At 60.1% G+C, this 22,203-nt stretch carries 20 protein-coding genes; 5 read left to right on the top strand and 15 right to left on the bottom strand.

The window, feature by feature from the left end; translation table 11 throughout:
* Positions 1-18: 18 nt before the first annotated feature.
* From AC5WEY_RS00235 to AC5WEY_RS00220, 4 genes are read right to left on the bottom strand one after another with little or no spacing between them, the layout of a single operon-like run.
* On the bottom strand, positions 19-1,308 hold the full coding sequence (locus AC5WEY_RS00235; RefSeq protein WP_495644194.1) for a MinD/ParA family ATP-binding protein: 1,290 nt from the start codon (positions 1,306-1,308) through the stop codon (positions 19-21).
* Entirely contained in the window at positions 1,308-1,964 is a 657-nt protein-coding gene (locus tag AC5WEY_RS00230) for a hypothetical protein (protein WP_495644193.1), read from the bottom strand. The genes AC5WEY_RS00235 and AC5WEY_RS00230 overlap by 1 nt, the downstream gene beginning before the upstream one ends.
* A 55-nt stretch (positions 1,965-2,019) precedes the next feature.
* On the bottom strand, positions 2,020-2,613 hold the full coding sequence (locus tag AC5WEY_RS00225) for a DUF8176 domain-containing protein (RefSeq protein WP_495644192.1): 594 nt from the start codon (positions 2,611-2,613) through the stop codon (positions 2,020-2,022).
* 48 nt (positions 2,614-2,661) lie between these two features.
* The gene (locus tag AC5WEY_RS00220) at positions 2,662-3,855 is read right to left on the bottom strand and encodes a hypothetical protein (RefSeq protein ID WP_495644191.1); all 1,194 of its coding nucleotides are present in this window, start codon (positions 3,853-3,855) and stop codon (positions 2,662-2,664) included.
* A gap of 1,178 nt (positions 3,856-5,033) precedes the next feature.
* Between AC5WEY_RS00220 and AC5WEY_RS00215 the strand changes: the two genes are divergently transcribed.
* Positions 5,034-5,486, top strand: coding sequence for a helix-turn-helix domain-containing protein (locus tag AC5WEY_RS00215; protein ID WP_495644190.1), 453 nt, complete (start codon positions 5,034-5,036; stop codon positions 5,484-5,486).
* Between the two features lie 95 nt (positions 5,487-5,581).
* Here the strand turns inward: AC5WEY_RS00215 and AC5WEY_RS00210 are convergent, their stop codons facing one another.
* The 5 genes from AC5WEY_RS00210 to AC5WEY_RS00190 all read right to left on the bottom strand — a co-directional run bounded on the left by AC5WEY_RS00210 (position 5,582) and on the right by AC5WEY_RS00190 (position 11,482).
* On the bottom strand, positions 5,582-6,586 hold the full coding sequence (locus AC5WEY_RS00210; protein WP_495644189.1) for a GAF domain-containing protein: 1,005 nt from the start codon (positions 6,584-6,586) through the stop codon (positions 5,582-5,584).
* A gap of 54 nt (positions 6,587-6,640) precedes the next feature.
* The gene (locus AC5WEY_RS00205) at positions 6,641-7,456 is read right to left on the bottom strand and encodes an SDR family NAD(P)-dependent oxidoreductase (protein ID WP_495644188.1); all 816 of its coding nucleotides are present in this window, start codon (positions 7,454-7,456) and stop codon (positions 6,641-6,643) included.
* 261 nt (positions 7,457-7,717) lie between these two features.
* Entirely contained in the window at positions 7,718-7,891 is a 174-nt protein-coding gene (locus AC5WEY_RS00200) for a hypothetical protein (protein WP_495644187.1), read from the bottom strand.
* Between the two features lie 369 nt (positions 7,892-8,260).
* Positions 8,261-9,661: an ApeA N-terminal domain 1-containing protein gene (locus tag AC5WEY_RS00195; protein ID WP_495644186.1), complete on the bottom strand. Its 1,401-nt coding sequence runs from the start codon at positions 9,659-9,661 to the stop codon at positions 8,261-8,263.
* A gap of 45 nt (positions 9,662-9,706) precedes the next feature.
* Positions 9,707-11,482 carry a hypothetical protein gene (locus AC5WEY_RS00190; protein WP_495644185.1) on the bottom strand — a complete coding sequence of 592 codons (1,776 nt, stop codon included), beginning with the start codon at positions 11,480-11,482 and terminating at the stop codon, positions 9,707-9,709.
* A gap of 656 nt (positions 11,483-12,138) precedes the next feature.
* Here AC5WEY_RS00190 and AC5WEY_RS00185 point away from each other — a divergent pair.
* Entirely contained in the window at positions 12,139-12,333 is a 195-nt protein-coding gene (locus AC5WEY_RS00185) for a hypothetical protein (RefSeq protein WP_495644184.1), read from the top strand.
* Positions 12,334-12,385: 52 nt separating this feature from the next.
* On the opposite strand, the gene AC5WEY_RS00180 is transcribed toward AC5WEY_RS00185, so the two are convergent.
* On the bottom strand, positions 12,386-12,865 hold the full coding sequence (locus tag AC5WEY_RS00180; RefSeq protein ID WP_495644183.1) for a DUF4429 domain-containing protein: 480 nt from the start codon (positions 12,863-12,865) through the stop codon (positions 12,386-12,388).
* Between the two features lie 944 nt (positions 12,866-13,809).
* On the opposite strand from AC5WEY_RS00180, the gene AC5WEY_RS00175 reads away from it, so the two are divergent.
* Positions 13,810-14,151: a type IV toxin-antitoxin system AbiEi family antitoxin gene (locus AC5WEY_RS00175; RefSeq protein ID WP_495644182.1), complete on the top strand. Its 342-nt coding sequence runs from the start codon at positions 13,810-13,812 to the stop codon at positions 14,149-14,151.
* 255 nt (positions 14,152-14,406) lie between these two features.
* Here the strand turns inward: AC5WEY_RS00175 and AC5WEY_RS00170 are convergent, their stop codons facing one another.
* The 5 genes from AC5WEY_RS00170 to AC5WEY_RS00150 are packed head-to-tail and all read right to left on the bottom strand — an operon-like array spanning position 14,407 to position 18,670.
* Positions 14,407-15,120, bottom strand: coding sequence for a thioesterase II family protein (locus AC5WEY_RS00170; protein WP_495644181.1), 714 nt, complete (start codon positions 15,118-15,120; stop codon positions 14,407-14,409).
* A gap of 60 nt (positions 15,121-15,180) precedes the next feature.
* A complete protein-coding gene (gene leuD / locus AC5WEY_RS00165; protein ID WP_495644180.1) occupies positions 15,181-15,777 on the bottom strand; it encodes a 3-isopropylmalate dehydratase small subunit in 597 nt (198 codons plus the stop codon).
* Complete coding sequence (gene leuC, locus AC5WEY_RS00160; protein ID WP_495644179.1) at positions 15,774-17,213, bottom strand: 3-isopropylmalate dehydratase large subunit; 1,440 nt, start codon at positions 17,211-17,213, stop codon at positions 15,774-15,776. Before leuC ends, leuD begins: the two co-directional genes overlap by 4 nt.
* Before the next feature lie 12 nt (positions 17,214-17,225).
* A complete protein-coding gene (locus AC5WEY_RS00155) occupies positions 17,226-18,245 on the bottom strand; it encodes a 3-isopropylmalate dehydrogenase (protein ID WP_495644178.1) in 1,020 nt (339 codons plus the stop codon).
* Positions 18,245-18,670 (bottom strand): cupin domain-containing protein, encoded by a 426-nt coding sequence (locus AC5WEY_RS00150; protein WP_495644177.1) that lies wholly within the window; start codon positions 18,668-18,670, stop codon positions 18,245-18,247. Before AC5WEY_RS00150 ends, AC5WEY_RS00155 begins: the two co-directional genes overlap by 1 nt.
* 172 nt (positions 18,671-18,842) lie before the next feature.
* On the opposite strand from AC5WEY_RS00150, the gene AC5WEY_RS00145 reads away from it, so the two are divergent.
* Together AC5WEY_RS00145 and AC5WEY_RS00140 are read left to right on the top strand one after the other, a co-directional pair.
* Complete coding sequence (locus AC5WEY_RS00145) at positions 18,843-20,585, top strand: 2-isopropylmalate synthase (RefSeq protein ID WP_495644176.1); 1,743 nt, start codon at positions 18,843-18,845, stop codon at positions 20,583-20,585.
* The gene (locus AC5WEY_RS00140; protein ID WP_495644175.1) at positions 20,582-22,162 is read left to right on the top strand and encodes an amino acid adenylation domain-containing protein; all 1,581 of its coding nucleotides are present in this window, start codon (positions 20,582-20,584) and stop codon (positions 22,160-22,162) included. The genes AC5WEY_RS00145 and AC5WEY_RS00140 overlap by 4 nt, the downstream gene beginning before the upstream one ends.
* Positions 22,163-22,203 lie beyond the last annotated feature (41 nt).

Genomic DNA, 22,203 nt, shown 5'->3' with positions numbered 1-22,203 from the left:
GAGCGGGGTGGGGACGGGTCAGGCTCCGCGACGGTCGCGGCTGCGCCGCTCCCACTGCGAGAGCTGTGGGGGTGGTGCGCTGTCGGGCTGGCGGTTCACCGGCTGCGGCGAGTACGGATCGGTGAACTGATAGGCCGCGCCGGCTCGTGCCGCGGCGACGTTGTCGGCGACCAGGGCGGTGACATTGGTGTAGGCCTCGATCGTGGCGGGCGGGAGGTCCTTGTAGACGATCCGATCGCCGCGGGCGAGAGCTGATTCGTACGGGGCCTGAATGAAATTGCTTTCCTGGACACCGAGATTGCGCAGGTCCTCGAAGACCGCCGACGCCAACTGCGGGTTGGAATCCGGTGTTGCACAGGTCACGACGATCGTCGACGCCAACAGGTGCCCGTAGCCGCGGGCGATGATGCCCTCGAGCATTTGATAGACCTGCCGGGCGATGTCGAGGCGTAGCGGGAGCGGAACGACCAGGGCATCGGAATGCTGCACGGCCCACTGCCAGCTCTCGGCCAGGGGATTGGCGGCGGTGTCGATGACGATCAGGTCTCGGTGTCGGCGCAGCACTGCCATCACCGCGGCGCATTCGTCCCACCCCAGGTTGCGCTCGCGGTCGGCCGAATTGTCCGCAGCGAGAATGTCTTCCATCATCGGTTGACGCCGCAGGAACGCAGTGAGCGATCCCGACACCGCCGACGAGGATGCCAGCTCGTGTGCATGGTCGAGCAGGTCCCATACCGTGAGCTCTGGATCGGTGGTGCGGGCAGCGCGATCGCCGAGACTGCCGAGCGATTCGCTGGCGTCGAAGACTGTCACCCCGTGGCCACGGTGCTTGCCGAACGTCGAACCGAGCATCACCGATGTCGGAGTTTTGCCCGCTCCGCCCTTGGGGTTGATGACCGAGACCACCGAGCATCCGGGAAGTGGCTGCTGCACAACGCGAATCGACTGACGCAGTCTGACTTCGGCCGATGTGGGCTTGGGCTTGAGGTGAGTTCCCAGGGCGGCGTTGATCCGGCCCCTCAGGCCTGCTTCGGCGGGCTCGGCGGTCGGGTCTTCTTCCTGGCGGTCGAACAGTCGTGCGCGGTAGAACGCTGAGGGGTCGACATCGGGTGTCTCGACCGCGGCCAGTGCGTCCTGCCCGACTCCGTACGGGTCCGGTGCGGTGTCGTCGGCCGACTCCTCTGCAGGCTGTTCGTCCGGTTCGGATTCGGGTCGGCGCAGGCGCTGAGCGCGGAGGTTGACGGTGTCCTCGGCTTCGTAGCCCGCGACGGGGTTGTCGTCGTCCGGGCGCGGGTGCTGTTCGGCCATCAGCCGACCTCCGCTTGATCGTCGACGAGCAGATCGGAGAGCCGGATGGCCTGCCACGGACGGTGCCCGGGAACCTCGCACCACACGGTGGCCGGGTTCTCGTCGTCGATCTCGAGGCGTTCGAGGTGCACTCCGTAGCGCGCGGCGAGAGCTGCGAGCCGCGCGCCGTCGAGGTGCGGGTTGGAGATATGCAGTATCAGCCGGATCGCGGGGGCGTCGAGCTCTTCGCGTAGCTTGCCGGCGAGAAAGGCTGCCTTGCCGGCCGCCGAGTCGTCGGCCGAGGTCTGATCGCCCTGCCGGAACACCGCGTCCTTGGCGTGAAATGTTCCGTACCAGGCTGTTTCGTCACCGTCGCCGACCACGGCGAAGCTGCCGCGCTCGTCGCCTGCGGCGTAGAGCTCGACCAGTGGTGCGGCCGACGCCGCAGAGGCGACCGCGTCGGTGACCTGCTCGGCTTCGCTGGCACGCAGTCCGTCGTAGTCGAGGTCGAGCTGCTTGTAGAGCTCGCGTTTGACCTTCTGCCACATCGACCAGCCGGACAGGCCCGCCTGCTCTGCCCAGGCGCGGATCTCGCTCGCGGTCGACGCCTCGAGGGTCTCGTGTGCCTGTCGTACTGCGGTGGCGGCCTCGGCCCATTCGCTCGCTGCATCGCTCATGTCCTGGCGTTCCTTTCGTGGTGGCTGTTCGCCGCGGTGCTGCGGCGGCGGGTGTTCATGCCTGCTCGATGGCGGCGATGACGTAGCGACCGTCGACCTGGTCGGTGGTGATCCGTTGGCGGTACTGCGTCCCGGGCCCGTTCGGTCCGCTCTCGGTGAGGGTGAGGGTGTAGGAGCCGGTGCGCAGCGGGTCGATGTCGAGGCAGTAGGTGGTGCCGGCCGGGACGGTGGCGATACCTGCGTCGAGGTTGGCTTCGACGGTGAACGGTGCGCTCGTCGGGGCGTTCGGTGAGACCAGAGCGTGCGCGGCCGCACCCGATCGCTGGACGTAGTAGGCGTGCTCGAACGCGGCGATGACCCCGGGGCCGCTGTTCTGGTCACCGGTCGGCATCGAGCAATCCAGCCCGGCGGCAACGGTTGTCGGTGCGATGGAGGAAGAGACGATCGTGTCGGCGGCTGTTGTGTCCGGCTCGGAGTCGCCGCCGCTGAGCAACACAGCGGCGGCGACGCCCACGAACACGACAGCAGCCCCGGCTGCCGCGACCGCGCGTCGGCGCAATCGCGGCACCCGGGGCGAGCTCGACGGCACCCCTGATCGGGCTGGGCCGGTGGCACTGGCAATCGGAGATGTCGTCGAACGGCGGATCATCTGGATAGGTCCTTCCTGGCTGGTCCAACTGGCTGGCTGTAGGGCGAATTAGGCGGGTGCGAACGCCGCCTGCAAGCCACCGAGAGCGGCAGTGGCCTGATCGACCAGAGGAGCTGCGGCGGACTGGACGGCTACGACGGTCTGCGCGACCTCCGGCTGTGCGAGCGCGGTGGAGATGAATCCCTGTACGGCGTGATACGTGGGTTCGGTCCACGCCTGGGCGGCGGTAGTTGCCTGCTCGACGGTGGTGTCGATGGCGTTATGGACACTGAGGGCATCGACGGTCAGCGGCGCAGCCGGAGGAGCCGGGACGCTGTCCGGTGCCGGAAGCGGTGCAGGCTCTTCGATGATCTGCTGCTCGCCGCCGAGAACGGTGGCACCGAGGGCGCCGCCGATGACTGCTCCTGCGCCGGTCAGACCCAGCACGATGGGTGCCGACAGGGCAGCGCCGACTCCTGCTCCTGCGAGCGCGGCTGCGCCGGGAATGAACACCCAGCCCACCGGCCCGCCCCACACGACGGCACCTGTTCCGGTCGTAGCGGCGACACCGAGTCCGCCGCCGATAGCAGCGGCGGTGCCGGTGATGACTGCGGCCGGGACCACGGACGCGGCGAGGCCGACAGCACCACCGGTGATGACACCAGTGGCGGTACCTGCCGCGATGCGGTCGGCGCGAGGAGCGTCGGCGAATCCGTTGTCCACCAGCCAGTTTCCGCCATCTGCTTGTATTGCCTGGGTGGTGTTGTTGAACTGCTCGACGAAATTGCGGTCCACAATGTTCGGGTCGTAGGGAACGAGCTCACCGCCGACGAGAAAGTAGCCATCAGGTGCGTCGATCGGGGCGATGACCTTGCGCTGCACCGTCGGGACCGGCGGCGGGGGCGGCGGAGCCGCCTGCAATCCCGGGGGCGCTTCGCTCGGGGCGGCCTGCGGAGCAGGGGATTCGTAGTAGGTGTTCCGGTAGTACGAGGACTGCTGGTTGCCCGCCAGGTAGTCGTCGTAACTCCGTGACGGGGTTTGCTGGACCTGTGGTGAGGGCTGGTAACCGGGCAGGTACTGACGCTGCTCCGGTGCGGCCGGCGGCAGGGTGGCTGGTGCCGTTTGTGGTGTGCTCGTGACCCCTGGTTGTGATCCTCGGGGGCTGGTCACTCCTGGCTGCGATGGTGCAGCGTGAGCGGGAGCGGCCTGCATGGCCAAGCCGGCGATCGTCACCGCCGCTACGGCGGGCAGCGATTTGATCACCCGCCCTCGCGTCTTGGTTGAGCGGTGGTATCTGGTGCCCGGTGTTGCTGGCATTGGTGTCGATCCCTTCCTGGTGAGACCCGATGATCGGGTCCTGCTGGTGAATGCGGTTGCGAAGCAACCGTTCTGGCGACAATTGGTTATAGGTGGCGAGAGGGTTGAGAAGTGGATGGGTGCGTGCGATCCATAGGTTGTGGGCCAGTCACACGCACCCATCACGTGCTAGGGCCTCAGAGCCAGCCGAAGACCACCGGCCAGAACCAAGGCTGCTGGAAAATCCACATCGGGTATCGAAATCCTCTCTGTGAGAACGGGTGTGAGTTTGAGGGGTGATGTCCCGGCGGGGTCGCGCAGCGCTGAACATGATGAAATGCGCTCGCTGCGTGACCCTCGCGCCGGTCCATCGGTCGAGCTACAGGGCGTCGGGGGGCCTGTAGCTCACGAGCGGGACTATCGGCAGAAGCCCACTCGGGTCGAGTTGCAGTCTGAACTGCCAGGTCTACCGCTTAGGGGTAGGAATGGATCGCTCGGTGCGGGATGTGGGTGGACCCCACTCGGCTAGCAGCGCTCCATCGTCGCCGATGAATTGGTGGCGACCGGAATGCCCTTGGTCGAGCGAGCATGCAATCAAGTCGCCATGTGTCCGATTTACGACGATTGACGCGCAGAACTGATTCAGTGAGAGGAGACTTGCCACCATCGCATCCCGTGCGGCACTCACTTTGATTCGCCCCAGTAACCTCGGGGAAAGCGGCGATGTCGGGTGAATGCACCTGCCGTCGCATCTCGTCCGTGATGGTCCAATGCTGAACTTCGATGATGGTAATTGCTGGTCTCAGCCGTCGATGGTAACTGCGATGCGGCAAGGGCGAGCGACGCGAACATGTAAAACTCCCGACAGGAATGATCGGACGGATTCTGTAAACAGACCGACCTGATGTCCCGCGCTACAAGCGGTGCCGAGATAGGCAAGCACCGAGGAATCCCTTTTGGGCGCGCATCAGGACTGTAGAACAGGTTCGGTACACCGCGCAATTGGTTCAGCGTAGCGGAACTCAAATCTGACTGAGGCATGACTGCGACAATAGTGCGCAACTATAAAACGCACAAGAGATCGCGGTCGTCGTCGATCGAGGAAAATGGGGCTGTCTTGCAAGATCGACAGGGAGTTGGGGACAGTGCCGCGAAGCGGAGTTCGTGGATTTCGCGCCGACCGGTTGCGCGAGCTACGGGTGCGCGCGGGGTTCAGTGCCGACGACCTCGCGGCTAAGGTCGGCGCGACCAGGCAGGCGGTATCGACCTGGGAGACGGGGCGCTCAACGCCTCCGCCTGCGACGCTCGGCCGAATTGCGAACGCACTGCACACGTCGGTCGCCGCGCTGGTTCCGATCCCGGAGTCTCAGCTGAAATTGTCCGACCTGAGGGTGCACGCCGCGCTGTCCCAGGGCGACGCTGCGCAGCTGCTCGGGTTGTCGACCACCGTTCTCGCCGACATCGAACGGGGGCGCAAGCCCGAGAGCGAGGAGCGCATCGAGTCGTTTGCCGGTACGTATGGGGTGTCGCCTCAAACGGTCGCAGCTGCGTGGAGTCGAACTCGCGAAGCCCGCACGACACGCGCAGAGTCATTGTAAAACTACGCAACTATAAAACGTAGTTAGGTCCTAAGGGATTCCATCCCCTTAGTCCGCAAAGGTCTCTGTGGATCCATAGGGATCCGCGAGATTATTTACTCCTCGCACAATTCGGTCAGAGTGACGAGTGCGGCCGTGGTGTGCTGATCGAGTGAAACTAAAACCGCGTCGATTGTCATCGGCTTCCAATTTCTGTCAATAGTTCTGAAGCGAAGCACGCCGTTGGCGCGTTCGCGTGCGAGTGCGTTCGACATTTGCTTCGCAATTGGTACGTCGTCCGGATGAATTGCAGGTACCGGTTCATCAGGAAGGTTTTCCCAGCAGATATCCGGTGCGGGGTCAGAGTTGTACCAGCGCAACAAGTTGAGCGTTCTGAGGTTGACCAGTGCGCGGTACTCGCCCTCCTTGGTGGAAGCCTCCAGAACGCGATGCTCAAGAATCGTAGGTGGGGGAGCGATGTTGATTTCCCCTGCGGGGCCGATGTCGTGGGTGATACCCCTCAGGATGACTTCGGTGCCCGAAACCCCGTCTTCGGCAATCATCCGGCACGAGAAGTGCGCGGCCCGAAGTTCACCGTCGTCCCGCCTCACCGTCCAGACCGCTTGGTGAGTGGTGCCCGGCGCTGATTGTACGATCTTGGCCATTGCTTCGCTCTCGTCACGGTTGGTGACAAGTCGGGTGAACGCGCCCGCGAGTGCACGCTGGGTCTCGCGCTCGTCTTGCGGAACGCGGTAGAGATCGAGCAGGTCGTTGCTACCACTTGCTGTGCTCTTGGTGAGGTTGAACTGCCACGCCCCGGCGGCGTCTCGTGGTGGTGGAGTCTCGTCGCGCTGACCGAGCCACACCCACGCACCGTGCGTACGGCCAGCAAACGTTCGCAGTGGTTCGGCCAGTACTCGCCTGTTGCCGTCTTTGGATAGCCGATCCACCATGGCTTCCGCAGAAAGTGCCTCCGCTACCGCGGCCCCTGCCTCTTTCCGGCTGTCGGAGCTGCGGAGAACGTTACGAGGAGGAACAAAGGATTTGGGTGAAGACCCAACTCCGATCACGGACGGCTCTGCGTCTCCGAACGCCTCGATGAGAATCCAGCTGTTCGACATGGTCGACCGACCCCCGCAGGTCTAGGTAGTTGCTTGTCTGTGTGCGATGGCTTGTCAGTGTCTTCGCAATGCCTGGACCGCAGGCAGAATCTTGGTGTACTGAGGGCCGAGCACGCGTGCGGTAAGATCCACGAGTCGAGCGTCCTGTCCGATTGTCACTTGCGACTTGCCTTTCCACGCTCCCGCGATGATCTTTCGAGCAGCGTCTTCGGGTGCAGTTCGGGCTATACGGCTGTCGAAGAGCTCGGCAGTGCGGCCCTGGTCGACGCTTGGTGCCGACCGTGCTGTTCTGGCGATCGATGTCTTCAGCCCGCCGGGGATGACACATGTCGCGCGGGCGGTTCGTGATGCCAGCCGCAACTCCTGATTCAACGCCTCGGTGAAGCCTCGAACGGCAAATTTGGACGAGTTGTATGCCGAGTAACCTGGTGCGGACACAACCCCGAATGCAGATGAGACGTTCACAATTCGACCTCTGCGCGACTTCAGAATGTCTGGCAGGAAGGCACGAGAGCTACTCACCACACTCTCGAAGTTAGTTGCCATGACGAAATCGAAGTCAGCTGGGGGAGTATCGATGACGTCGCCGCTGTAAAGAACGCCTGCGACATTGAAGACAGCATCGATACCGCCGAGTGCATTGCGCGAAGATGCCGCCCACGAGTTGATCTCGGCCCGGTCGGCGACGTCTACATGGGCCGCGCTTGCGATCTCGGTTGTAGCGGCACATCGAGACTGCGTGTCCAGGAGTGCGTCGTAGTTGTTGTCCGCGAGAGCAAGTGACCAGTTCTGGCGCGCTAGCCGCAGTGCCACTTCACGGCCCAGTCCCGAACCCGCGCCGGTAACCGCTGCTTTCCATGCCCCTGGCATCTGCCTGCGCCTCCCGCATCTCGCTACCCTCAGTAACTAGGCACCGTAACGAACAGCTCGCGGCTGCGCTAGCAACCAGCTGGTCTGTATTCCCATTTGTACCGGTCTGTCGTGATTTCTGGGTTGCGAGTGTTGGTGAGCGGAATCGAAGCGCCCGGCCGCGCACCTTCGGTCAGCTAATGCACCGCCCGGTCATGATCGCAGGGGGGGTCGCCACGCCTGAGGTGGCTGAGGTGAATCCCGACTTCCGCTGCGGATCGCTCAGCAGGCCTCCATCGCGAACTCACTCGCGCCAACGGGACTGACTGCGGTGAGCGCAACAAGACCCGTTCCCTGCACGGCTTCGTTGCACAACAGCACTGCGCGACGGACTGCCAGCGTCGCTGTGATGAGTGAGCCCTGAGCCAGTTCGATTCCACCGTAATCTCGTCGCATGGTGCTATCACCACTGCGTGGTAACCATAGTGGTGTCTTCGACCGTCGAGGCGTGCCAACCGACGATTTCTCGAAAGGAGCAGCCGATCACGAACGCTGCCGATGGTCCGGTGTAGTGAAGGCGGTGACCCATTGCCGACTCGCGCCCTCATACAATGTTTCCTTCACAAAGAATTGCAGCGGAGTCAAGACCGGGCCGCTTCGGTGGCAATTCTCGGATTTGTCAACGAACCTGATTGGGAGATGAAGCTATCGGGTCAGGCATGGCCAAACGTCGCGGCGTGAGGAGCGGTGGAGTCAGTGGACCTGGCGTGGATTGCGATCGATACCAACAAATTCTACGATGTGCGACCGAGGCGTGCACCTGAATCAGCAATTGAGTGTGCTACGGATATTCGCTCGGTAGTACTGGAACTCAGCATCCCTAATTACAGACCTCTCAACGATGAGGGGGTGTATCCCGGATTCGTTCAGCAGCAGAATTTTTAAGACCCAATCCAGCGACATTGACACCGAAATGAGTAGCCTGTAATGACGATCGCGATGTCGTTTTCCCACCAATCTGCTTATCTGATGGGCCATTGTGTTTCGTGCAAAAGTTACAAGGTCCTGCCATGATTCATGTGGCGCAATGTCAGACCCTGAAAAATCCGAGATTATCCCTGGAGCTGTTGTAGCAGCTTTTGTCGCCAAACGGTTCATCCTGTCAGAAAAGGTCATTCTGCCGAAACCCGCCAAGCTGTCGGTCAGGCTTCGCTCGATGTCCGCGCGAGCGGCAGGCGTTCCTAGATCGTCGAACGCGCGAAGCCCTGCGGACCGGGCCGACCTGCGGATCGTCTTTCGCTGGCCCTCCGTCAAAACGAGCTGCTCATTGGTGTCGCCGAAAAGACGGTTGTCCAGGCCTTCGGCTACAGCACACAGAACGAGTACATTGGCCTCAACCACATCATCTCGGCCAGCGATAACGGCATCACCCAAGTTTCCGATTTTCTGCCAGACGGTCAGCCAGTGAACCAATACTTCTACCGTAAGTGCCTCTAGAGGTATAAAAGTCCGCATTGGGCGGGACTCAGTTTCGCGTTCCTCGGTCAGCTTGACTGCTAGCAACGGCCCGTCTATATCGGCTGAGACGGAGATTGAGGAAACGCGCGGTTCACGTCGGGTACATAATTGCACCAAGCCTGCAATCGCGTTTGAAGCGCTCATTCTCAACTCAAGCAATGATCGGGGCGAGCTGGAAACGTACTCGAAAAGCAGACGCCCGGCGGTGTCTTCGATGAATGTGAACGAAATACCCTCAGCAACAGCGTATTTACCTGACCAGTCAGCGGCCAGGTGGTCCCAACCCCCAGGGATGTCTACTGAGAAGCGAATCGAGTGAAATTGATGTTCCGGACCAGTCAGATGCGCACCGCGCACAGTCGTTTGTACTGTCGCGCGTTGCTGGGGCGACCGAGGTGGCCACAGCGGGGACGACATAATCCGTGTATCGAGGAGGGTGAGTGCGGTTCCGTCCTCGAGAGTCCCGTGAACTGTCACCGGCTCAAAGTCAGCGACGGCATCATCAGGATGGGGTGCGCGAATGGTGGTTGCGCTGGAGCCGGTTGTGTGCCGAAGCTGGGACCGGCCGGGTGTGATCTGCCCGTCGACGGTCAAGAGTGCGTCGGTGCCGTCGCGGTATTGCAAGCTGGCGCGTACCGAGTTTAACGAATCGCTGGCCAACCAGAAGGTCCCTCTGAGTGGCGGTGGGTCAGTGTCGTTGTCGCTCATGGCGGGTCCTTGGATAGTGGGTGCAATGTCTGTCAGCGATGAGACTCAGTCTCCGACTGTATCGACGGACTTATTCTGCGGTAGCTTGAACCCGTACTGGCGATGCCGGTGTCCGCTTCTCCTCCACCGAACCGAGAATGCCACGAGAAGGAAGGCTGTAAGCGCGAGTGCGCCGAAATATATAAACAGCACCAAGGGCCCACGTCCTCCTAGTGTGTCCGACGCAAGTGAAACCAAATCCTTTGACCATTGGCTCTGTCTTTCAAACGTTCGGATCGATTCACTTATGCGAGGCATTAAAAACATAACTACTACGAGGAAACCGGACGATGCGATTGCGATCGAGCGTCGAGTCTGCATTCTAGAGTAGCGCGTAGAAACTATGCTCTCAAGAATTTTGACGCGGTCAAGTAATCTTTCGTAAAGAGTGTCAGCAGAATTTGAGGAAAGTATTGCATTTATTATGTTCTCGTCATCCGGCCCGTTCAGTAGATTTCTTCGATACTCTTGGAGGCCTACTGCCAGCATTCCCTGTGAGGCAAACAGTTTCTTGTCGCGAACCGTTGCCGTAGATGTCTCGCGATCGACCTGCTGCAGCTGGCGGATTTGTCGAATGGCTGATTCGATCGGAATGAGTTGCATTAAGTCTTCCCGATAGTCCGGCTCATTCGCGGCCCAGTTTGCATAGATTGCGCTACCTGCAGATACCCAAAGCTCTCGGTCTGAGACCTTGAGTTTATTCGCGAGTAATTCTGACACTGTGTCTGCGTTTAGAGGTACAGCTGACGTCGCCCTGAGCGCAGTCAGTGCTAAATCGTGGCGATGTCTGTCCTTTGCGGCTTTGCCCTCGCACGCACACACCGGTGCCCCTATCGACAACATGGTGTAGGAGCTCCAATCGTTGCGCCCACCACTGCCAAAAATCGATCTTATCGCATCGCGATAGATCTCGAACACCGAGTGAAAAGTCAGCTGGGCTGCGTCGCTGGTACTAAGGTCAATCCAGCCGACACCTTCGCGCATGAGATCATTCGATTTGGACCGTTGGACTCCGTTTGCGCTGCAATAGTGGTTGTAAATTGGCGCAGCAATGTTGACGGTGTCGATTCGGTTAAGATCGCTCACCATGCAGTTTCGCATTGCTTTAAGGTCCAGGGCGGTTGATACGGCAGACGCAAGAGTGAGAATGCAGACGCCGGACGTGTGGAGCAGTAGCGAGACTTCGATGACGTCTTGGCCGACTAGAAAGCTCGTGTATGGGACCTGTCTCATCTCGACCCGGATGTAAGGGATCTTGTCGAAATAGCGTGGAGCGTATCGATCACGTTCCGCGACGTTGCGTATCGATGCCCACGCCTCAGATCGTGATTGACTCAGGCGCAGTTCCTCTTGCGATTTGTCCAGTTCAAGGCTCAGATCCTCAATTTCGTCGGTTGTCTTTGGCGTTTCCTCGGTTGCGTTTCCTGATCTGAGCTTTTGCAAGTATCCCGAAGATGCAACCTTGAGAGATAGCCAAAAATATCGGCGAAAAGTCGAAAGTGTTGACAAGTCTCCAGATTTGAGCGCGTGTTGCAAGGTCTTGATTGATTGAATATCACGTAAAATTCTTTCCGTCTCAATATGGGACTTGCTGAATCTGACTTCATCCGAGATTGGTGATGCCGCGCTTTTGCCCAGGTTCTTTAAAAGAAGTTGATCGGCCAATTTTTCTACATTCAGACCAGGGCCGAGGTCGAACGAATACGAGTAATACACAGCCCGACCTCGTATCACGATGTCGTGGGGTCGTCTTCCCGGTTTGACGAGAGAGGATATCTTCATCGGTTGATCGTAGTCGACTGCTGTCAAGCAGCGGGGTAAGTTGGGGAACTGGGGTGGGATGGTGCATACGTTTTTCGCGAGTTGCTTGGCTTTGAATGTTCTGTACAGTCGCTGAGGGGTGTGCGGGGCTTCCCTGGCTTTGGTTAACATCTGATCTGCGAGGATCGTTCCTCACAATGGAAGGATTTTCCCGTGCTGAAAACATTTCCCGAGGAGTTCCGCCGCGACGTCATCGGCGTCGCCCGTAAGGGCGAGGTCCTGCCACGTCAATGGCGGTCCGCGTTGATCTATTGGAGCTCTTGACGCAATGAGCGTGTTTGCACCGCACTGTAGTCACTGAATCTACTATAGATTGCCTAGCATTCGACGAAGGGGTGTGCCGGAGTGTTATTGTTGACCGAGCCGATTTCATTCCCCGAACGATCGGCATATCTATAGTTATAACGAGCTCAAATCCTAGCGAAAGAGTTCGCCGGTGGTTCCAAGACCAGTTATCGCCCGCATCCAGATCGGCACGCAGGTTTACGCGTCCCCAGCCGTCTATGTAAAGGCCAGAGTGGTCGCTCACGCGGACGCCTGGCCCGTCGACGTCCACGCCAATCTGACTGACCTGCAGTGTTGGCCTAAGCGCACCCCAATTCGCAGCATCCCACTCGGTGCTGGAGATCGTCCAGGACCATCGGCAGTTGTGGAGCATCACCCGGTCGTTTGCCGAGATGAAGAGACCCGCGTGGAGATTACGCGGGCGTTGGCGACGGCTGTGGTGGCTGTGCCGACGCGGCATGATCCGGCGTTGGAGTGAGCTGACCGGGCCGTTCTTCGTCGAGGCCCCCGAGATGCAGCAGGTATGAAACACAGGTAAGGGCTTCGGCCGGACCGATTCGGTGATGTATACGTTCTGCTCTACCCCGCTGGGGCTGTGTGAGTGGTCCACATCTGGCCGTCCCAGTATCGGAGACTTCCGTTGCGATCGGGGTTCGGGTACCACCCCGCGGGTACGTGCGGGGGAGGCGGTGGAATTGGGTTCGATGTGGCAGGGGGAGATGGAGTGGGTGCCACCAGTGCGTCGTCTATCGCTTGGCGTAAAGCCAGCATGTCGCGGACATGCCTGCGCTCCAGGGTGACGGCGTTCTCGCTATCACCCGTTCGTCGAGATGCCGATGTGAAGCGTGAATTCACCTCGATGCCACCTGGAATAGTGAATTCGATGTACCCGAGGACGAACGGTGTCGGCTTCTTGAATTGAATTGCTTGTATGGAAGACAGTGCGATTCGCTTCTCTCCGACCCCGACCGACAGTCTGGCCATCAACCCGCTTCGCTCGATGGTGACGTATCGACCGTCGAAGCGGACCACGCCGTTGAAGCCTGCTGCAGCGATCATCGGAACGGGCTCCTCTTCGTCCGCGGGCGACGGCTTCCAGCTTGTCGCCCTGTCCGTGGCTCAACAGACAATACCGACAGAGCCAGGTCGCTCCGGTACGAACCGATGTCTTCACGACGTGACCGTGCCGATTCGATCGTAAGGCGGAAGTGTGGGCTTGGTTCGCTGAAGAGTGTCGAAGCAGGGGGTCGGTGGACTGAATGGTGGCCAGAACTCGTGACAGTGCTGACTTTGTCGGCGCGTTCTATCCGGCACGTCTCTGAGGACCGGGTCTCGCTGTCACACGGGTGTCACAAGTCGGTACCTACAAGAGTGGGTTCGGATGGTCCCGCTTGGACGGTCGACCCAGGACAGAGCCCCTGTGTTGGTTCCATGCGGACGTATCTGCTTGTCTCGCAACATACTTGTAAGCGGCGGTCAACGGTTCGATCCCTTTAGGAGGCTGCACGAGACGGCCTCGACCAGCGAAAATGGTTGAGTCCGTGTCTTTTTCGCCTATTTCCGACCGCTCGTTTCTTACGCGAGCCCGGTTCGTCCACCTGGGTTTATGTGTCGACCGTGAACTGGGGTTTTGCCGGTTCGGCGGCCCGATTCGGCGTTCGGTGTCACAGAATGTCACAACTCGTTGCTAACTCATCGGTGAGCATTCGTGTGGATGCAGGTGGATGCACTCGGACTGAGCAGCTGGATTGCGGTGTTGGAGTCAGTGTCGGGTCTGCAGGCTTGGAGCCGACGTACCCGATTCCTGACGAAGGTGCAGGTGGATGCCGGGTTTGGAGGCAGCCGGCGGCCGGTATCGCGGTTGCGGCGTACGGCCCCGATGACGCGGTGGTGATGGGTGTCAGCGCGGCCCGGTTGCACGGTGGGATTCCGCGGGCGTTGGCGACTGCTGTGGTTGCTGTGCAGACGCGGCAGATCCGATTTGTTCAGAGGATCGTCAGGCGGTGGTTCGGTTCGTGGTGCGTGCCACGGCGCGTCTGGATGCGGAGCGGATCGATACCGAGTTGGGTGTGGTGTCGGTGACTACTGCGGAGCAGACGGTGTTGGATTTGGTGAAGCGTGCGGGTCTCGGTGATGCCGAGGGCGTTGTGCGGCCGGCGGTGGAGCAGTTGTATCGACGGTGTGACCCGAATGTGGTGGCCGAGATCGCTGGGGCTCAGAAGATGCGAACGACGTTGGTGCGGTTGCGCGATCGGTTGGGGGAGCAGCGGCGAATGCAGACGAGTTGGCCTCAGTGGCCGCGCAATTCAGTGTCGCGCGTGCTCAAGTCGAGCGGGATCACCTGATCTCGCACCTGCTCGGCTATCTGAGTGCGCACTTCGCGGATCGGATTGTGTTCATCGGCGGGACAGCGTTGGCTCGAACCCATCTGGGCGATAATTCCAACCTCATGGTGGTCGGCACCCAACGCTCCCCCTTCACAAAGGGTACTGCGAGTCCACGCCACTAGCACCCTCGCAGGTGGTGTCTGACCCGAGCAAGCATGCCGAATTCGTGAGGAGTAGCTACTTCCGAAGAGTCGGGCCCGACAGCCATTGTTGCTAGTCGATTCTCATCGACTTCGTGATGGTAGCGATGAGCTCGTCTTCACTTAGTCGTGGATAGTGGTGCCCGCCCTCGAATCCATGCACGACCAATGGATGTCGAGTGGCGCGGCTCCACGAATCGAGTTCGTCGATTGAACAAGTGACGTCGGCCTTGCCGCCCATGGCCACGATCGGGGCATTGAGTGGGGACAGTTCGGTGGGACGATGACCATCCAACAGACGTAGGTCCGACCGTAGCGGCGGCAATATCAACGGCCAGAGTTTCGGCAGGTCGTACACAGCATCGTCGACATCGCTCAGAGTCCGCATCGCCTCGACCAGCTCTGCGTCAGTCAGCAGATGTTTGGTTTCGCTCAGGAGGGAGCTAGGAGCGGGGCGCCCGGAAACGAAGACGGCGTCGACCAGGTACGTGTCTAAAGACTCCAACGCCCGCGCCACTTCGTACGCAACCGCCGAGCCCATACTGTGACCGAAAAGTGTGAGCGGGAGTTCGGCGAGCGCTGGCATCTCGGCAACTATCCCTGCGACCAAGTCGCCCATTTCCTCTATGCAGGGCTCACTCAGTCTGTCTTGGCGCCCAGGGTACTGAACCGCTACTACTTCGACCGATGACGGGAACTTGTCTGTCCAGGACGAATAAGAATGTGCGGTTCCCCCAGCATGAGGAAAGCAGACGATCCGCTGGGTGACCTCGACCGGTCTGGCCACCTGGCGTCTGAACCACCGCGAGGTGGTCGAAGTCGAGCCGTGAAGTCCAGGAGCCACCGGTCAACCTCCCGTCGTCAAGGTGGGCAAAAACGACGGGCGCCGTTCTTCGTAAGCTGCAACAGCATCGGTGTGCCGCAGACTTACGCCGACGTGGTCGAGGCCCTCCATGAACCGCCATCGGGTGTAGTCGTCGATAAGAAACTGGGCCACGAAATCGAGGTGTTTAATCGTCCGGTCACGCAGATCTACTGCGACGGGGACAGTCGGATCCACCTCCAATGACTTCCAGAGCATCTCGACGTCTTCGGTAGCGAGTTGCGCGGCTAGCAAGCCGGCATTGCCCGCGTTGCCGCGAAAGATGTCGCCGAACCTCGACGAGATGACGACGCGAAAGCCGAAGTCCTGCAGTGCCCACACGGCGTGTTCGCGTGAAGATCCTGTACCGAAGTCAGGGCCGGCAACCAAGATGCTCCCGCCATCGTAGGGATGCCTGTTGAGTATGAAGTCGGAATCATGTCGCCACGAGGCGAACAAACCGTCTTCGAACCCAGAGCGCGTGATGCGCTTGAGGTATTCGGCAGGAATGATCTGGTCGGTGTCGACGTCCGACCGAAGCAGCGGCACACCGATTCCAGAGTGGGTGATGAATTGCTTCACAGCGATGTCCCGTCTGTTGGGAGTAGGTCCCGTGGTGCCGACAAGGTTCCACGAATTGCGGTGGCGGCCGCTACCGCAGGCGAAACCAAGTGCGTGCGGCCGTGTTTGCCTTGTCGCCCCTCGAAGTTGCGGTTTGAGGTCGAGGCCGAGCGTTCGCCTGGCTTGAGTCGATCAGGGTTCATCGCCAGACACATCGAGCACCCGGGCTGACGCCACTCCGCCCCCGCCGCCGTGAAGATCTCGCCCAATCCTTCAGCTTCGGCCTGCTCACGTACCTGGTGGGACCCTGGAACAATGAGTACGCGCAAACCGTCGGCAACTCGGCGTTCGTTCAGGATCTCCGCGACGACGCGCAGGTCCTCGATGCGTCCATTGGTGCACGAACCGATGAATACGGTGTCGACGGTCACCTCGCGTAAGGGAGTACCAGGCTGCAGGCCCATGTACTCCAGCGCTCGTGTCATCGCCCCACGGTCGTCGTCGTCAAGGCATTGCGCAGGGTCGGGGATTGCCTCACCGAGCGGAAGACCTTGGGCGGGCGTTGTTCCCCACGTGACGAAGGGGGTCAATGTGCTGGCATCGATTCTTATCTCGCGATCGAATCGACTTCCCTCGTCGGTCGTCAACGCCCGCCAGTTCGCAACTGCCTGGTCCCAGTCGTCCGCGCTCGGTGCGTAGCGACGCGCACGAAGGTAATCGAAGGTAACGTCGTCCGGTTCGACTAGCCCAGCGCGGGCACCCGCCTCGATCGACATGTTGCACATGGTCATTCGTGATTCCATCGACATCGCTCGAACCGCTGCGCCTCGGTACTCGATAACGTGCCCCTGTGCTCCACCGGTGCCGATCGCGGCGATGATCGACAGGATGAGGTCCTTGCTGCTGACGTCTGCAGGAAGTGCACCGTCGATGGTGACAGACATGGTCCGGAACGGCCGCAGTGGCAAAGTCTGGGTAGCCAAGACATGCTCGACCTCACTGGTTCCGATCCCGAAGGCGAGTGCGCCGAAGGCCCCGTGGGTCGACGTGTGGCTATCTCCACAGACGATTGTCATGCCGGGCTGAGTCAAGCCGAGTTGTGGACCGATTACGTGCACGATGCCCTGGTCAGGGTCACCCATCGAATGGAGAAGGATCCCATACTCAGCACAGTTCTTCCGGAGAGTCTCCACCTGAGTACGCGAAACCACATCGACGATAGGATGGTCGAGGTCAGTGGTCGGCACGTTATGATCCTCGGTAGCGATCGTCAGATCGGGCCGTCGCACCGATCGCTTGGCAAGCCGCAGACCGTCAAAGGCTTGGGGACTGGTCACCTCGTGCAGCAGGTGTAGATCGATGTAGAGCAGATCTGGCTCGGCTCGATCGTCGGCGCTGCCGGGAATGACAACGTGAGCATCCCAGATCTTTTCGGCGAGTGTGCGGGGTGGTGTCACTTGAGATCTCCTTTATCGTCCGGCGGCAGATGCGAGGCGGTCGCCTACATCGCGGGTTCCGGGACGCAAACCGGGAGTTCGACCGCGAAGTTCACACCGAACAGCGTTCTCCACCTTTACGGCGGACTCACGGTGACCGAGATGCCCGAGCATCAGTGCGACCGATTTCACCGCGGCTACGGGGTCCGCCACGAACTGTCCGGCGATGTCGGGTGCGCTGCCGTGCACGGGCTCGAACATCGAAGGGTTGGTGCCGGAACTGTCGATGTTCCCGCTCGCGGCGAGTCCGATTCCGCCGCTGATCGCCGCGACGAGGTCCGTGATGATGTCCCCGAACAAATTGTCCGTGACGATGACATCGAATGCTCCGGGATTGTTCACCAGGTGCACCGTCGTCGCATCCACATGCTGGTATCTCACGGTAACGGTGGGAAATTCGAGTCCGACCTGATCGACGACCCGTTGCCAAAGCGATCCTGCGAAGGTCAGGACGTTTGTCTTGTGCACGAGAGTCAGATGTTGTCGTCGGTCGAGGGCTGCTCGGAAGGCAAAGCGGACGACGCGTTCGATACCGTACGCAGTATTCGTGCTCGTCTCGATGGCTATCTCGTGAGGCGTCCCTACTCGAATGGCCCCGCCGGTGCCTGTGTAAGGTCCTTCGGTTCCCTCTCGGATCACGAGAAGGTCCATCGGGGGATTGCCTGCCAGAGGGCCAACGAGGTCGGGTTCCGTTGTGGCCGGCCGAAGGTTGACGTGGTGGTCAAGAGCAAAACGCAGTTCAAGCAGCAGGCCGCGCTCCAGAATGCCAGGAGCAACGTCGGGGTGACCTATCGCCCCGAGGAGAATCGCATCGTGCTGGCGAAGCTCCTCGAGGACGGTGTGAGGCAGCAATTCCCCACTGGCAAGGTACCGCTTCGCGCCCAAGTCGTACATGGTGCAATCGACGTCCGGTTGGACCACGTCGAGAACCTTCAGGGCCTCGGCCGTGACCTCTGGACCAATCCCGTCGCCGGGTATCACCGCGAGCTTCATTACCCCTCCTGTGCCTGTGTAGACGAGTCCAAAGATGCCAACGGCACTCCAGACGTCGACGGAATGTGACTGGGAACGTCCTCTTCGTCGCCGATGGTGATCGTTCCGCCATACTCGAGCATCAGCACCGAGGCACCCCCTTCACTGACTGGTTTGTGGCGGCGTCCGCGACGAACCACGAACAGGGAGCCGCGCGGCAATTCGACCGCGCTTTGCACTCCGTCCTCAGAAAGAAGCTCGATTTTCAGACGGCCATCGAGGACGAGAAACAATTCATCCGTATCAGCATGTGAATGCCAGATGTATTCACCGTGAAATTTCGCTACTCGCGCCTCGTGATCATTGACTTTGGCGACGATTCGAGGGTTCCAGAGGTCATCGATTACTGCGAGAACACTCTCCAGATCGATTGCGACATCAAGCATGGGAAGACCATTGCATGAATCACGAAAGGCCGAAACCAGGCACGGCGCATCCTTTTTTGATCCTTTTATCTTCCTGCACTACTGCCACTCGACGCCGTGACGTGGGCGGGACACGGTGCGGCAACGTGGACGCGGTCAAAAGCTTTCCGGATGCTGAAAGTACGGAGGACGAGTGAGCTTGGTCATGTCACCGGCAATGGATTCGGTGCCGCATTGGAACGCACAGGCGTCGTCCCCGATGCCTTTCGGTCGATACGGGAAAAATACTCATGCACAGCGGGTTTCGGATATGTGGCCGGTGCCTGAGGTTCTGCGGGCACCTCTCTGGAGTTCCGTCGACCTCAGAGACGGAAATCAGTCGCTCCCGAACCCGATGGATCGTCGACGCAAGCAGGCTATGTTCGACCTCCTGGTTCGCATCGGATTTAAAGACATCGAGGTAGGGTACCCGTCGGCCAGTCGGGCAGATTTCGATTTTGTTCGACATCTTATCGAGAACGACCTCATCCCTGATGATGTCACGATTGGTGTATTCACTCCCGCGAAAACGGAACTTATCGATCGAACGTTCGAGGCCCTAGCCGGCGCGTCGAAAGCGATGGTGCACCTTTGCAACGCCACTGCTTGTCTGTGGCGCGAAGCCGTATTCGGGATGACTACAGCCCAGGTACGAGAGATGGTCGACACGTCGGCAACCCACATGATGCGCCGAGCGAACGCGATCACGTCGACGAATTTTCGATTCGAATATTCGCCCGAAACGTTCAATGTGACGGAGCCGGATTTCGCATTGGAAATATCTGACCGCGTCGCCTCGATTTGCGACGCCTCGGTGGACCGACCCTTGGTTCTGAACTTGCCGACCACCGTCGAGACAGATACACCGAACGTCTTTGCCAATCAGATCGACTTCATGAATCGAAATCTCGATCGCCGGGATTCGATCATCCTGTCCGTTCACCCTCACAACGACCGCGGTACAGCGGTCGCCTCTGCTGAACTGGCCATGATGAGCGGTGCGGATCGAGTTGAAGGCACTCTATTCGGAAACGGCGAGCGCACGGGCAATGTGTGCCTGGTGACGCTGGCACTGAACATGTTCAGTCAGGGCATCGATCCTCAGTTGGATTTCACCGATATCGACTCTGTGCGCAGGACGGTGGAGTCCTGTAATCAGATGGAAGTACACCCGCGGCATCCATACGTCGGCGACCTCGTCTACACGGCGTTCTCTGGAACTCATCAGGACGCAATATCCAAAGGGATGACCGCGGTGACATCCCTGGCGGACCGGACAGGTATGTCCAGGGATTCCGTGCCGTGGGACGTGCCTTATTTACCTATTGATCCGATGGACGTGGGCCGTACCTACGAATCAATAGTTCGAGTCAACAGCCAGTCCGGGAAAGGCGGGATCGCGCACGTTCTGGAGCACCAGCACGGACTGCGACTACCGAAATCGATGCGGCGCGAGTTTGCAACAGTCGTCCAAGCGGTGGTAGACACCAGCGGGGCCGAGCTCGAGGGGTCAGAGCTCTGGGCACTTTTTCGGGAAGAGTATGTCGACAAGCAGGTTCCATTCCTTTTCAAAGAGGCCTTGGTAGACCGTTCTCGGACCGGAGGTCTCGTCACGATTACGGTGCATTTGGCTGGCGGCGATGGCGCAGAAGTTGTGGTCACCGGCGAGTCGGACACCGTCGAAGCTGCCTTCGTAGAGGGACTACGCGATCAAGGTTATGCCGCCGAAATCGACGAGCTCGTAGTCGACTCGTCCGATGAAGGCCGGAATTTTGCATACGCCCGCTTGACGGTGAACGGGATCCAAACAATGGGAGTTGGCATCGACGACGTCGCCGAGAACGCAACCCTCAAGGCTCTCGTCGTCGCTCTCAACAGGGCGGAACTTAGCTCATGACCACCTCGACGGCGCTGCAAGGCTTGACTATCACAAAAGCTACCGAGCCTTTTGTCCACCACGAGTTCGAGCGGCAGGCCGCACGATTCCCGAATCGAACGGCCGTAACTGCGGGGGAGCGCAGCCTGACCTATCGGCAACTCGATGATCAAGCGAACAGACTCGCCCACCTACTTCTCGGGCGCGGAATAGGTCGCGGAGACGTGGTAGGAATCTGCATGGACAGGACCCCCGCACTGGTTGTGGCCTTGCTAGGGGTTCTCAAGGCCGGTGCGGCGTACGTTCCTTTGGATACCAGCTATCCGCAAGATCGATTGCGACGGATGGTGGAACAGCTGCCCGGGCTGTCGTTGGTGTGCTGCACTGCCGACACCGAAGAGATGACACCACGGGACCGCGACACTCTGGTGATGTCTCTCGACGGCTCGTCGAATGACATCGAAGCCCACACCAGCGACAAGCCGCACGTGATATTGAGCCCGGAAGACCTTTGCTATGTGGTCTTCACCTCTGGTTCGACTGGAACTCCCAAGGCAGTGTCAGTTCGCCACCGCGGTTGGCACAATCTGCTCACGTGGCTTGTCCTCGAGTACGGACTCGACGACACGGCACACAACTTGGTCGTCAGCTCGTTCGGCTTCGATATCACTCAACGAAGCCTGCTCACTCCGCTCTTCTGCGGAGCACGCCTTGACCTCCTCCCGAGCCGCAGCTTCGATGCCGCGATGGCCTACCGCATCATCAGCACCTCACAGGTGCGGACTCTGCACTGCCCACCGAGCACGCTGTATCTGTTGATCGACAGGGACGGTAGGAGGGAAGAGGATGGGCTCAGGTCACTGCGCTACGTCTTCATCGGCGGTGAAGCACTTACGATCGCCCGTGTCGAGAGTTGGGCGAAGGGCCGCGGGCACCAGTGCACCTTGTTGCACCAGTATGGAGTATCCGAATGTACTGACGTTGCTACATCGCATGTACTGGCTGACTATGACCGATACGCCGACGGCCATGTTCCAGTCGGAACGCCGGTGTATAACACTGCGATTCACATTCTCGACGACGACCTCCGCGACGTTGAGCGTGGCGAGACCGGTGAGGTGTGCATCTCGGGAGCCGGCGTCGGAGCAGGCTATCTCGGAGCCTCTGAAACGTCGTCAGCGCGCTTCACTGTCGTTGATCGCGAGGGTGCGGCTCTGCCGATCTATCGCACTGGCGACCGCGGGTTCGTCACCGCCGATGACGAGCTGGTGGTCGTCGGCCGAATGGATTCGCAAGTCAAGATTCGGGGGAACCGGATTGATCTCGGCGACGTCGACTACGCATTGCGTCGAAGCTCGGCAGTGCGTGACGCCGCGGTCGTGGCAGTGGCCAACGATGCCGGCGAGTTGGACTTGGTTGCTTTCGTCATCTCTGCAGACTCAGACTTCGACCCTCGGCGACTGCGCGAGGATCTCCATTCATCGATTCCCAAAGCCATGATTCCCGCAAAATTCATCGAAACCTCTGAATTCCCAATGACTCCCAACAACAAGGTCGATCGCAAAGCTCTCGTCGACGCCGCCTCTGTGCGGTTCTGACCACCGTTACTACCATCACCAGCAGGAGAATCCGTGACCGA

Source organism: Rhodococcoides sp. S146-33 (genome assembly GCF_059489205.1).
The sequence above is the reverse complement of the archived record's forward strand: the minus strand, read 5'-3'. Positions and strand labels throughout refer to the sequence as shown.